We start from the raw sequence: 12123 nt of genomic DNA on the forward strand, positions 1-12123 counted from the left end.
GGTGCCGGGAGGCGGGCAATAGTCGTATCGGGTCGGGCCGCCGCCGGGGAGGCCGGTCGAACGCCCGGCCTTCGATCGATCGGCCGTGCGTGCCGTGGACCTGCGGACTTCGCCGCCGGATACGGATTTCACCTCTGGGCGCGGAACGTGTAATCTCTTCCTCGTTCGCCCCTATAGCTCAGTCGGTAGAGCGTCTCCATGGTAAGGAGAAGGTCTGCGGTTCGATTCCGCATGGGGGCTCTGGTGAGAAGGAGTCAGCCTCGGCTGTGCTCCGGATCACTGTGGCGGTGTAGCTCAGTTGGTAGAGCAAGCGGCTCATAATCGCTGTGTCACCGGTTCAAGTCCGGTCACCGCTACCCCGCGTAGTCGGTCGGGAGATCGCACTCCCGGTCGGCTACTCTTGTCTGTGTTCTTATTCATTGTCCAAGGAAGGCACTCCCGTGGCTGCCACCGATGTCCGCCCGAAGATCACGCTGGCCTGCGTGGAGTGCAAGGAGCGGAACTACATCACCAAGAAGAACCGGCGTAACGACCCGGACCGTCTTGAGATGAAGAAGCACTGCCCCCGCTGCAACTCGCACACTGCGCACCGCGAGACCCGCTGACCCTGTCGTAGGGCATCGGGCCTGTGTGAATTCAGGTCTTTGACTCCGGGCCGCATCCCTCACTGGGTTGCGGTCCGGAGTTTTTTTTCGTTTGTCCACCGCGTTTCCGAGGAGCTTGCCGATGGCGCTCGACCCCTCCTTCATCGGGCGGACGTATCCGCCCACCGAGCCCTACGAGGTCGGTCGCGAGAAGATCCGCGAGTTCGCCGTCGCGGTGGGTGACGCCAACCCGGCGTACACCGACCCGGAGGCGGCCAAGGCGCTGGGTCACCCGGACGTGATCGCCCCGCCGACCTTCCCGATCCTGCTCAGCATGCGGGCCTCCGCCCAGGTGGTGCAGGACCCGGAGCTCGGTCTGGACTACAGCCGGGTGGTGCACGGCGACCAGAAGTTCGTCTACACCCGCCCGGTGCGGGCCGGCGACCGGCTGACCGTGGCGGTCACCGTGGACAACATCAAGTCGCTGGCCGGCAACGACGTGCTCACCGTGCGTGGTGAGATCGCGGACGAGTCGGGCGAGCACGTGGTGACGTCCGTCATGACCCTGGTGGCCCGGGCCGCCGACGAGACGACGGGGGAGTGAGCCCGATGACGGTCCGCTACGACGAGGTCGAGGCCGGCACCGAGCTGCCGGCGCAGTCCTTCCCGGTGACCCGCGCCACCCTGGTGCAGTACGCGGGGGCCTCCGGCGACTTCAACCCGATCCACTGGAACGAGAAGTTCGCCCTGGAGGTCGGCCTGCCCGACGTCATCGCGCACGGCATGTTCACCATGGCCGAGGCGATCCGGGTGGTCACCGACTGGGTCGGCGATCCCTCCGCGGTTCTCGAGTACGGCGTCCGGTTCACCCGTCCGGTGCCGGTGCCCAACGACGGGGTCGGCTCGGTGATCGAGGTCTCCGGCAAGGTGGCCAAGCTGCTCGACGACCACAAGGTCCAGGTCGACCTGCTGGCGACCTACGGGGGCCAGAAGGTGCTCGGCATGTCCCGGGCGGTCGTCCGGCTGGCCTGAGCGCGCCCCGGCCCGGGCGGGGCGGCGTACGGGACCCCCGTACGCTGGGGGACGTGCTGGAAGAACTCGACGCCCCCCTCGCCCCGCTGACCACCCTGCGGCTCGGCGGCCCGGCCCGCCGCCTGGTGACCGCGCACACCGATGACGAGGTGATCGCCGCCGTCCGCGCCGCGGACGCGGCGGGGGAGCCGCTGCTGGTGATCGGCGGCGGCTCCAACCTGGTGATCGGCGACGCCGGGTTCCCCGGCACCGTGCTGCGGATCGCCACCACCGGCTTCGTCCTCGACGGCACCGCGCTGGAGCTGGCGGCCGGCGAGGTGTGGGCCGAGGCGGTGGCCCGCACCGTCGACGCGGGCCTGGCCGGCATCGAGTTCCTGGCCGGCATCCCCGGCTCGGCCGGTGCCACCCCGGTGCAGAACGTCGGCGCCTACGGCCAGGAGGTCGCCCAGACGGTCACCGAGGTGGTCGCCTACGACCGCCGCTCCGGCGAGACCGTCACCCTCGGCAACGAGGCCTGCGCCTTCTCCTACCGGCACAGCCGCTTCAAGGCGGACCCGGACCGCTACGTGGTGCTGCGGGTCCGCTTCGCGCTGGAGGACGCCGCCGGGCGCTCCACCCCGGTCCGCTACGCCGAGGTCGCCAAGCACTTCGGGGTGGCCCAGGACGAGCGGGTCGGGCTGCGCGAAGCGCACGACGCGGTGCTCGGCCTGCGGGCCGGCAAGGGCATGGTGCTGGACGCGGCCGACCACGACACCTGGTCGGCGGGCTCCTTCTTCACCAACCCGGTGCTGAGCGCCGAGCAGTACGCCGCCTTCCTGGCGGTGGCCGCCGGGCGCGAGCAGGCCGCCCCCGCCTACCCGGCGCCGGACGGGTGCACCAAGACCTCGGCCGCCTGGCTGATCGACAAGGCCGGGTTCGGCAAGGGCTACGGCAGCGGTCCGGCGACCCTCTCCACCAAGCACACCCTGGCGCTCACCAACCGCGGCGCCGCCACCACCGAGGACCTGCTCGCGCTGGCCCGCGAGATCCGGGACGGCGTGCGGGCCGCCTTCGGGGTGGAGCTGGTCAACGAGCCGGTGATGGTGGGCGTCAGCCTCTAGGGCCGGGCCGCTCAGGCGGTCAGCCAGCTGTCGATGTCGGCCAGCAGCTCCTTCTTCACGCTCTCCGGCGCGCAGGAGCCGCGCACCGACTGGCGGGCCAGCTCGGCCAGCTCCTGGTCGGAGAAGCCCAGGACGTCGCGGGTCAGGTCGTACTGGGCGGCGAGCCGGGTGCCGAACAGCAGCGGGTCGTCGGCGCCGAGCGCGAGCGGCACCCCGGCGTCGAACAGCCGTCGCAGCGGGACCTCCTCGGGGTGCTCGTAGACGCCGAGCGAGACGTTGGAGGAGGGGCAGACCTCGCAGGTGATCTGACGGTCGGCCAGCCGCTGCATCAGCCGCTCGTCCTCGGCGGCCCGCACGCCGTGGCCGATCCGGCCGGCGCCGAGGTCGTCCAGGCAGTCCCGGACGGACTCCGGGCCGGCCAGCTCGCCGCCGTGCGGGGCGGCCAGCAGCCCGCCCCTGCGGGCGATGTCGAAGGCCCGGTCGAAGTCGCGGGCCAGGCCGCGCCGCTCGTCGTTGGAGAGGCCGAAGCCGACCACGCCCCGGTCGGCGTACCGGACGGCGAGCCGGGCGAGCGTCCGGGCGTCCATCGGGGACTTCATCCGGTTGGCGGCGACCAGGACCCGGATGCCGACCCCGGTGGCCGCGGCGGCGTCGTCCACCGCGTCCAGGATCAGTTCCAGGGCGGGGATCAGACCGCCCAGCCGGGGCGCGTAGGAGGTCGGGTCGACCTGGATCTCCAGCCAGCGGGAGCCGTCCCGGCGCTCGTCCTCGGCGGTCTCCCGGACCAGCCGGCGGATGTCGCTCTCGTCGCGCAGGCAGGAGCGGGCGGTGTCGTAGAGGCGCTGGAAGCGGAACCAGCCGCGTTCGTCGGTGGCCCGCAGCTTGGGCGGCTCGCCGGAGCTGAGCGCCTCCGGCAGCCGGATCCCGTGCTTGTCGGCCAGTTCGAGCAGGGTGGCCGGGCGCATCGAGCCGGTGAAGTGCAGGTGCAGGTGGGCCTTCGGAAGGTCCCTGACGTCTCGCGGGTTCAGCAGGCGTTCCATTCACGAATCCTGCCGCATCAGGGGGGCCCACGGGAACCGCCCTCTTCCCGTCCCCCGAAGGGGTGGAAAGAGGGCGGTCCGGTCAAGCGATGTTGACGAGCTCTGACGAGCGAGCCCAATAGCGTCAGTCCCGGGCCTCGGCCAGCAGCTTCTGGACGCGCTCGACGCCCTCGGCGAGGTCGGCGTCGCCCAGCGCGTAGGAGAGCCGCAGGTAGCCGGGGGTGCCGAAGGCCTCGCCGGGGACGACCGCGACCTCGGCCTCGTCCAGGATCAGCGAGGCCAGCTCGGCGGAGGTCTGCGGGCGGCGGCCGCGGATCTCCTTGCCCAGCAGGGCCTTGACGGACGGGTAGACGTAGAAGGCGCCCTCGGGCTCGGGGCAGACCACGCCGTCGATCTCGTTGAGCATCTTCACGATGGTGCGGCGGCGCCGGTCGAAGGCGGTGCGCATCTCGTGGACGGCGGACAGGTCGCCGGCGACGGCGGCCAGGGCGGCGCGCTGGGCCACGTTGGAGACGTTCGAGGTGGCGTGCGACTGCAGGTTGGTCGCGGCCTTGATCACGTCCTTGGGACCGATCACCCAGCCCACCCGCCAGCCGGTCATCGCGTAGGTCTTGGCGACGCCGTTGACCACGATGGTCTTGTCGGCCAGCTCGGGCAGCAGGGCCGGCAGCGAGGTGAACTCCGCGTCGCCGTAGACCAGGTGCTCGTAGATCTCGTCGGTGAGCACCCACAGCCCGTGCTCCAGCGCCCAGCGGCCGATCGCCTCGGCCTCGGCCCGGGTGTACACCGCGCCGGTCGGGTTGGACGGCGAGACGAACAGCACCACCTTGGTGTTCTCGGTGCGGGCGGCCTCCAGCTGCTCGACCGAGACCTTGTAGCCGGTGGTCTCGTCGGTCACGACCTCCACCGGCACGCCGCCGGCCAGCTGGATCGACTCGGGGTAGGTGGTCCAGTACGGGGCCGGGACGATGACCTCGTCGCCCGGGTCGAGGATCGCCGCGAACGCCTCGTAGATCGCCTGCTTGCCGCCGTTGGTCACCAGGACCTGGGAGGCGTCCACCGCGTAGCCGGAGTCGCGCAGCGTCTTGGCCGCGATCGCCTCCTTGAGCTCCGGCAGGCCGCCAGCCGGGGTGTAGCGGTGGTTCTTCGGGTCACGGCAGGCCTCGACGGCCGCCTCGACGATGTAGTCCGGGGTGGGGAAGTCCGGCTCGCCGGCGCCGAAGCCGATGACCGGACGGCCGGCCGCCTTGAGGGCCTTGGCCTTGGCGTCCACGGCGAGGGTGGCGGACTCGGCGATCGCGCCGATCCGGGCGGACACGCGGCGGTCGGCGGGGCGGACGGAACTGTCGGGCTGCGGGGTGGAAGCGCTCATGCCTGCATGGTCGCAGACCGCACACGGCCCGGGCATGGCGGTTTCACGATATGTACGGGGCAGTCCACATGGCGGCCCGCCGGGACCCGGGCGACAGCCGGAAAAGAAGAGGTTCGACCAAACGCCCTCCGACCACGTACACTCACTGCTCGACGGCCACCGAATGAACCGGAGCCTCCGCCGCCGTACAGAGCCTGTACGGAGATCGGCGGGAGATGCGGTAGGTTGGTGGTCGCTACTGGGGCCGCGAGGTTCCGTAGGGCAATAGCTCAATTGGTAGAGCACCGGTCTCCAAAACCGGCGGTTGGGGGTTCAAGTCCCTCTTGCCCTGCTGCTTGATCCGTACTCAGCCCGTTCGCTCCGCAGAGCGAGCGGGCTTGATGCGGAGAGGGCGCCGATCAGCACCGTTAGCCGGCCGCTCGTGCCCTTTTCGGGGTACGCAGTCGACGTCCGGCAGGACCCGGATTCAGGTGAGGACGAGTGACGGAGACCACGGGCTCCACCGCAACGCCTGAGAGCGGCAACCCCGAGGGGACCGACGGCGCTGCCGAGACCGCGCCCGCGGAGGGCGAGTCGCGCCGCAAGCGCTCTGGCGACAAGAAGTCCGGCAAGCGCGGCAAGAAGGGCGCCTTCGCCCGCCTCGCGCTGTTCTACCGGCAGATCATCGCCGAACTCCGCAAGGTCGTCTGGCCGACCCGCAACCAGCTGATGAGCTACACCAGCGTCGTCGTGGTGTTCGTCGTGGTCGTGATGGCCTTCGTCTGGGGCCTCGACTACGGCTTCTCCAAGGCCGCCCTCTGGATCTTTGGCTGACGCAGCCGTCCACCTTCGAAACAGCTTCCCCGACCCGGGCCGGTCCTCGGCCCGGGTCGAGCTGTCTGCGTCGGCGGGATGAGGCCGCTACCGTGGACTCGGTACTGTTGAAGTCTCCGAGGCGAACGTCCGGCGACCGCGTGAGCGGAGCGTCGTCGGTCCGTCGCGGAGCGCGCCACCTTCACCATCTCCAGGAAAGAAGCAGCCACCGTGTCTGAGTCCCCCCTGTACGACGCCGACGAGACCGTCCGCGAGGCGGATGTCGCCGCCGAGGACGCGGCCGAGCTGGCTGACGACGTCGAGACCGACGAGCAGCAGATCGTGGACGCCGTCGACGCCGACGAGGACGAGGCCGAGGCCGAGGCGCACGACGAGGCCGAGGCCGGGGAGTCGGCCGAGGAGGCCGCGCTGCACGTGGAGTCCGACGAGGCCGCCGAGGACGAGGCCGAGACCGAGGAGACCGTCGCCGAGGAGACCGCGGAGGAGCCGGCCGAGGAGGTCGACCCGGTCGCCAAGTTCCGCGAGGACCTGCGGTTCATGCCGGGCGAGTGGTACGTGATCCACACCTACGCCGGCTACGAGAACCGGGTGAAGCAGAACCTGGAGCAGCGCGCCGTCTCCCTCAACGTCGAGGAGTACATCTTCCAGGCCGAGGTGCCGCAGGAGGAGGTCGTCCAGATCAAGAACGGCGACCGCAAGACCATCCGCCAGAACAAGCTCCCCGGCTACGTCCTGGTGCGCATGGACCTCACCCCCGAGTCCTGGGGCGTCGTGCGCAACACCCCCGGTGTCACCGGCTTCGTCGGCAACGCCTACGACCCGTACCCGCTGACGCTGGACGAGGTCGTCAAGATGCTCGCCCCCGACGTCGAGCGCCAGGCGGCCAAGGAGGCCGGCAAGCCCTCGCCGGTCAAGCCCAGCGAGATCCAGGTGCTCGACTTCGAGGTCGGCGACTCGGTCACCGTCACCGACGGTCCGTTCGCCACCCTCCAGGCGACCATCAACGAGATCAACCCGGACTCGAAGAAGGTCAAGGGCCTGGTCGAGATCTTCGGCCGGGAGACCCCGGTCGAGCTCTCCTTCGACCAGATCCAGAAGAACTAGTCCCACACTCTTCGGATGCGGGGCGGGGGCCGAGGCCCCCGCCCCGCATCCGTTTTGGTCCAGCGACGCCGAGGCGTTAGCCTGGTCCGATGTGTGTGCTGGCGACCGGGTGTCGCCCCGGTTCCGCGCACACCAGCAATCACCTCTCGGAAGGACCCGGAGAGACATGCCTCCCAAGAAGAAGAAGGTCACGGGGCTTATCAAGCTCCAGATCAACGCCGGTGCGGCCAACCCGGCCCCGCCGGTCGGCCCCGCGCTGGGTCAGCACGGCGTCAACATCATGGAGTTCTGCAAGGCCTACAACGCCGCGACCGAGTCGCAGCGCGGCATGATCGTGCCGGTGGAGATCACGGTCTACGAGGACCGTTCCTTCACCTTCATCACGAAGACGCCGCCGGCCGCGCGCCTCATCCTGAAGGCCGCCGGTGTCGAGAAGGGCTCCAGCGAGCCGCACAAGACCAAGGTCGCGAAGCTCACCAGCGCCCAGGTCCGCGAGATCGCCACCACCAAGATGCCCGACCTGAACGCCAACGACCTGGACGCGGCGGAGAAGATCATCGCCGGCACCGCCCGGTCGATGGGCATCACCGTCGAGGGCTGATCACCCCTTCTCGTCCCCCGTGGTAGGGCCTGCGCTGGCCCGTGACTACCACAACTCCCATCACCATTCAGGAGCAGCTATGAAGCGCAGCAAGGCCCTGAAGGCCGCGGACGCCCAGGTCGACCGCGAGCGCCTTTACGCCCCCCTCGAGGCCATCCGCCTCGCCAAGGCGACCAGCACCAGCAAGTTCGACGGCACCGTCGAGGTCGCCATGCGTCTGGGTGTCGACCCGCGCAAGGCCGACCAGATGGTCCGCAGCACCGTGATCCTCCCGCACGGCACCGGTAAGACCGCTCGGGTCCTGGTCTTCGCGACCGGCGAGCGTGCCGAGGCCGCGCGTGCTGCGGGTGCCGACATCGTCGGTGCCGACGAGCTCATCGACGAGGTCGCCAAGGGCAAGCTGGACTTCGACGCCGTCGTCGCCACCCCGGACCTCATGGGCAAGGTCGGCCGCCTCGGCCGCGTGCTCGGTCCCCGTGGCCTGATGCCGAACCCGAAGACCGGCACCGTCACCCCCGATGTCGCCAAGGCTGTCAACGACATCAAGGGCGGCAAGATCGAGTTCCGCGTCGACAAGCACTCGAACCTGCACTTCATCATCGGTAAGGCCTCCTTCACCGACGAGCAGCTGGTCGAGAACTACGCCGCCGCGCTGGACGAGGTGCTCCGCGCCAAGCCGTCCGCCGCCAAGGGCCGCTACATCAAGAAGACCGCGTTCTCGACCACCATCGGCCCCGGCATCCAGGTGGACCCGAACCGCACCCGTAACCTCCTCGTCGAGGAGGACCCGGCCGCGGTCTGATCGCAGCCGTCGTCCGTACGGCGGGCCCGTACCCCCTTCGCCGGGGGTGCGGGCCCGCCGTCGTTTCCCGATCGATACCCCCGGTGGGGGGAACCGGGGCGCGGTCCGTCGTACGCTCGCCCGGTCCGCCCGCGTGCTCCCGTCCTGGGGCCGCCGCCGTCCGACCGCCGGAGAGTGCCGTGCCCGCCCTTCGCCCCGCCGCCAAGGGGGCGGCCCTGCTGCTGCTCGCCGCCGGCCTGACCGCGTGCAGCGTGCTGGCCGTGTCCGGCGACCGGACCCCGATCAGCGACCGCCCCACCGTGCGTCCGCCCCGGCAGGTGCTGCTGTCCGCCTCCCAGCGGCTGGACGACTCCGGCGGGGCCCGGGTGCAGGTGGTCCAGGAGGGGCCGGGCGGGCGGCGCAGCGCCGACGGCACGCTCACCTGGGGCGCCCGCGACGCGGCCGAGCTGACCGTCACCGACGAGCTGGGCACCGGGCGGCTGCACCGGCAGGACGGCGTGCTGGAGCTCGGCTACCCCGGGGCCGCGCCCAGGACGGCGGACCGGGACAGGGCGGAGTCACTGGATCCGCGGGCCTCCGCCGGGGCCGCCGGGACGGCCGGGGCGACCGGCTGGGCCGGCGGCTGGATCACCGGGCTGCTGTCCAACCCGGGCGGCCCGGCGCACACGATGGCGCTGGCCGGCCGGCTCACCCCGCTCGGCGGCGAGCAGCTGAACGGCGGGACGGTCGCGCACTACCGGGGCACCGCGTCGGTGGCGGACTACTTCGGCGCCGAGGAGGGGCTGAGCCCCGCGCGGCTGACCGAGGTGCTCGACTACTACGAGCGGAACGGGGTCGAGACGCTCGACTACGAGTTCTGGGTGGCGCCCGGTGACCGGCTGCAACGGGTGCGCTCCACCGTCCGCGGCACGGCCGGCGCGGTGGTGACCACCACGGACGTCACCGAGCCCACTGAGCCCGCCGAGTCCGTCGCGCCGAGTCCGTAGGGCTCCCGTGGCGGGTCGTGCGGCCGAGTGGCGGGGGGTGCCACCGGGTCGTGTGAGCCCGGGTGGCAAGGTGGGCAGGAACGGACGTCCCGGCCCGAGCGGTCGTCCGGCCGGATCAGTGGCAGTTGGGGAGGCGTGGATGGCGGTGCGGCAGCGGCTGGCGGCGGTGGTCGCCGTCGCGGTGCTGGCGGCCGGCCCGGCCGGGTGCAGTTCGGCCGGCGGCCCGGAGCCGTCCGCCTCGCCGAGCGCGCCCGGCGAGGCGACGCCGACGCCGAGCAGCGCCTCGCCGACCTGGCCGGCCAAGCCGACCGACCGTTCGCCGCACGGGGTGCTGCTCTCCTCCCAGCTGGCCATGCAGACCGCCCGCCGCGCCAAGGTGAGCTACCGGCTGGGCGCGGACGCCGGCTCCGGGCCGCTGTTCTGGCAGCCGAAGACCGCGCTCCAGGTCAAACGTTCCACCCCGGCCGCCGCCGAGCAGCTGATCGTCGTGGACACCGTCGCCTACGAGGGCGGCGACGCGGCCACCGCGGCCAGGCTGGGCGGCAAGCACTGGGAGCGGTTCGCCGGTACGCCGGGCCCGGACGGGCACCGGGAGATCCCCTACGCCGGGCTGATCGACCTGATCAACCCGGTGGTGGCGCTGGCCGCCGCGACCGCCGACGGGATCACCGCCCAGTACGTCGGCGAGGAGAAGTTCGAGGACTCGACGGTCGAGCACTACCGGGTGGCCACCGACGCGGCCCGCTACGCGGCGGCGCAGACCCAGCTCGCCCCGGCCCGCCGGGACGGCCTGCGGGCCGCGCTGGCACCCGGCGGCTCGGCCTCGCTCACCCTGGACCTCTGGCTGAACGACAAGGACCAGCTGGTCCGGATGGAGCGGACCGGGACGGGGGACAGCGGCCGGCTGGACGACTCGGTGCTCTACTCCGAGCCCGGCGGCGCGCTCTCGGCGCAGGCCCCGGCGGAGGCGGACACCGTGGACAGCGGCACCCGCAGCACCTCCCCGCTGGCCCGCTGATCCCGGCCCGCCGAGCCCGGCCCCTTGCCCCGGGTCGGGCCGCCGCCGGGGGCGATTTGCCCCGGACGGCGGCGTCCGGCTACTGTGGCGGAAGCCAAAGACCGCTGGTTGTCGCCGTGCGTCCGTGAGGAAGCTCGCGACCGAAGGATCTGCGCTTCACGCGCAGGCAGCCCGCGCAGGACTGTTTGGAGCTTTGACCTCCGGGTCGCGTGCCCCGCACGTGGATCCGTCGAGTTCACGCCGAGCCCCGTGCGCCTGCGCACCGGGGCTCATCTGCTTTTCCGCAGGGGGTTTCCTTCGTCCGGTGGTTCGAGGCGCGAATGGTCGACTCTTGCGGTCGGCCGGACTTCGACATCACGGAAGGAGGCGTAAGCCTATGGCTAGGCCCGACAAGGCTGCTGCCGTCGCCGAGATCACGGAGCTTTTCCGTGGCTCGAACGCGGCCGTGCTGACCGAGTACCGCGGTCTCACGGTGAAGCAGGTCAAGACCCTGCGTCGCTCCCTGGGTGACAACGCCCAGTACGCCGTGGTGAAGAACACGCTGACCAAGATCGCGGCCAATGAGGTCGGGATCACGGAGCTCGACGACCTGTTCGCCGGTCCGACGGCTGTCGCCTTCGTCACCGGTGACCCGGTGGAGTCGGCGAAGGCTCTGCGTGACTTCGCCAAGGAGAACCCCGCTCTCGTCATCAAGGGCGGTGTCCTTGACGGCAAGGCGCTGTCCGCCGACGAGATCAAGAAGCTCGCGGACCTCGAGTCCCGCGAGGTGCTGCTCGCCAAGCTGGCGGGTGCCCTGAAGGCCAAGCAGTCCCAGGCTGCCGCGCTCTTCCAGGCCCTGCCGTCGAAGCTCGTCCGCACTGTGGACGCGCTGCGCGACAAGGTCGAGCAGGGCGGTGCCGGTACGCCGGCTCCCGCCGCCGAGGAGACCGCGGCCGAGTAATCGGCCGGGGCCATGCCTCGCTGCGGGCCCGTACGCCCGCCAACCCGTACATCCGGCACCACCTGCCGATTTAGTGGAAGGACGCCAATCATGGCGAAGCTGACCCAGGACGAGCTGCTCGCGCAGTTCGAGGAGCTCACCCTCATCGAGCTGGCCGCCTTCGTGAAGGCCTTCGAGGAGAAGTTCGACGTCACCGCTGCCGCTCCGGTCGCCGTTGCCGCCGCCCCGGGTGCCCCGGGCGCCGAGGCCGCTGTCGAGGAGCAGGACGAGTTCGACGTCATCCTCGAGGGTGCGGGCGACAAGAAGATCCAGGTCATCAAGGAGGTGCGCACCCTGACCTCCCTCGGCCTGAAGGAGGCCAAGGACCTCGTTGACACCGCCGGTGCCAAGGTCCTGGAGAAGGTTGCCAAGGACGTTGCCGAGAAGGCCAAGGCCGCCCTCGAGGCCGCCGGCGCCAAGGTCACCGTCAAGTGACTTCTCGCCCCCTCTGAGGGGGCCGCGGGCCGGGCCGATCACCCTTGTGGTGGTCGGCCCGGCCTTTTGTGTTCTCCGGCCCCGGCGGCCCCGTTCCCGGGCCCCGGAGGCCGCCTCGTCCGTGGACACACCGGTGTGGCCGAACGCTCACTCGGCACTGTCGGTGCGGGCGGGTATGGTGATCGCTGTCATCGGGTGAGGCCCCGACCACGGCTTCTGTAACGCCGGGGTGGTCCGGCGCGATGAAGGGGTCGAGG

General features: G+C 71.1%; 14 protein-coding genes and 3 tRNA genes. 15 read left to right on the top strand and 2 right to left on the bottom strand.

Going from position 1 to position 12123, the window contains the following annotated elements; genetic code table 11:
• The first annotated feature begins 167 nt into the window (after positions 1–167).
• The 6 genes from ABZW10_RS01740 (at position 168) to ABZW10_RS01765 (ending at position 2716) form a co-directional block, all read left to right on the top strand.
• Positions 168–240: transfer RNA gene (locus tag ABZW10_RS01740), tRNA-Thr, on the top strand.
• A gap of 43 nt (positions 241–283) precedes the next feature.
• A tRNA-Met gene (locus tag ABZW10_RS01745) sits at positions 284–356 on the top strand.
• A gap of 84 nt (positions 357–440) precedes the next feature.
• Positions 441–605, top strand: coding sequence for a 50S ribosomal protein L33 (rpmG, locus tag ABZW10_RS01750; RefSeq protein ID WP_006604855.1), 165 nt, complete (start codon positions 441–443; stop codon positions 603–605).
• A gap of 121 nt (positions 606–726) precedes the next feature.
• Entirely contained in the window at positions 727–1188 is a 462-nt protein-coding gene (locus ABZW10_RS01755) for a MaoC family dehydratase N-terminal domain-containing protein (RefSeq protein ID WP_355358237.1), read from the top strand.
• 5 nt (positions 1189–1193) lie between these two features.
• Positions 1194–1616, top strand: a complete 423-nt coding sequence (locus ABZW10_RS01760; protein WP_355358240.1) for a MaoC family dehydratase — start codon at positions 1194–1196, stop codon at positions 1614–1616.
• Between the two features lie 56 nt (positions 1617–1672).
• Positions 1673–2716: a UDP-N-acetylmuramate dehydrogenase gene (locus tag ABZW10_RS01765; RefSeq protein WP_355358911.1), complete on the top strand. Its 1044-nt coding sequence runs from the start codon at positions 1673–1675 to the stop codon at positions 2714–2716.
• Positions 2717–2727: 11 nt separating this feature from the next.
• On the opposite strand, the gene ABZW10_RS01770 is transcribed toward ABZW10_RS01765, so the two are convergent.
• Positions 2728–3756, bottom strand: a complete 1029-nt coding sequence (locus tag ABZW10_RS01770) for an adenosine deaminase (protein ID WP_355358243.1) — start codon at positions 3754–3756, stop codon at positions 2728–2730.
• 124 nt (positions 3757–3880) lie between these two features.
• Positions 3881–5128, bottom strand: coding sequence for a pyridoxal phosphate-dependent aminotransferase (locus ABZW10_RS01775; RefSeq protein ID WP_355358246.1), 1248 nt, complete (start codon positions 5126–5128; stop codon positions 3881–3883).
• Positions 5129–5386: 258 nt separating this feature from the next.
• On the opposite strand from ABZW10_RS01775, the gene ABZW10_RS01780 reads away from it, so the two are divergent.
• The 9 genes from ABZW10_RS01780 (at position 5387) to rplL (ending at position 11866) form a co-directional block, all read left to right on the top strand.
• A tRNA-Trp gene (locus ABZW10_RS01780) sits at positions 5387–5459 on the top strand.
• 149 nt (positions 5460–5608) lie between these two features.
• Entirely contained in the window at positions 5609–5941 is a 333-nt protein-coding gene (secE, locus tag ABZW10_RS01785) for a preprotein translocase subunit SecE (RefSeq protein WP_355358249.1), read from the top strand.
• Between the two features lie 285 nt (positions 5942–6226).
• Positions 6227–7045: a transcription termination/antitermination protein NusG gene (gene nusG, locus ABZW10_RS01790; protein WP_355358914.1), complete on the top strand. Its 819-nt coding sequence runs from the start codon at positions 6227–6229 to the stop codon at positions 7043–7045.
• Between the two features lie 166 nt (positions 7046–7211).
• The gene (gene rplK / locus ABZW10_RS01795) at positions 7212–7646 is read left to right on the top strand and encodes a 50S ribosomal protein L11 (RefSeq protein ID WP_153461023.1); all 435 of its coding nucleotides are present in this window, start codon (positions 7212–7214) and stop codon (positions 7644–7646) included.
• 79 nt (positions 7647–7725) lie between these two features.
• Positions 7726–8448, top strand: coding sequence for a 50S ribosomal protein L1 (gene rplA, locus ABZW10_RS01800; protein WP_355358252.1), 723 nt, complete (start codon positions 7726–7728; stop codon positions 8446–8448).
• 179 nt (positions 8449–8627) lie between these two features.
• The gene (locus ABZW10_RS01805) at positions 8628–9434 is read left to right on the top strand and encodes a hypothetical protein (RefSeq protein WP_355358255.1); all 807 of its coding nucleotides are present in this window, start codon (positions 8628–8630) and stop codon (positions 9432–9434) included.
• Positions 9435–9573: 139 nt separating this feature from the next.
• Positions 9574–10452: a hypothetical protein gene (locus ABZW10_RS01810; protein WP_355358258.1), complete on the top strand. Its 879-nt coding sequence runs from the start codon at positions 9574–9576 to the stop codon at positions 10450–10452.
• A gap of 376 nt (positions 10453–10828) precedes the next feature.
• Positions 10829–11392, top strand: a complete 564-nt coding sequence (rplJ, locus tag ABZW10_RS01815) for a 50S ribosomal protein L10 (protein WP_344342466.1) — start codon at positions 10829–10831, stop codon at positions 11390–11392.
• A 90-nt stretch (positions 11393–11482) separates the two neighbouring features.
• Entirely contained in the window at positions 11483–11866 is a 384-nt protein-coding gene (gene rplL / locus ABZW10_RS01820) for a 50S ribosomal protein L7/L12 (RefSeq protein WP_355358262.1), read from the top strand.
• The last annotated feature ends 257 nt before the right edge of the window (positions 11867–12123 follow it).

This window comes from Kitasatospora sp. NPDC004723 (assembly GCF_040609255.1).
In the GTDB taxonomy this organism is placed as follows: Bacteria; Actinomycetota; Actinomycetes; order Streptomycetales; family Streptomycetaceae; genus Kitasatospora.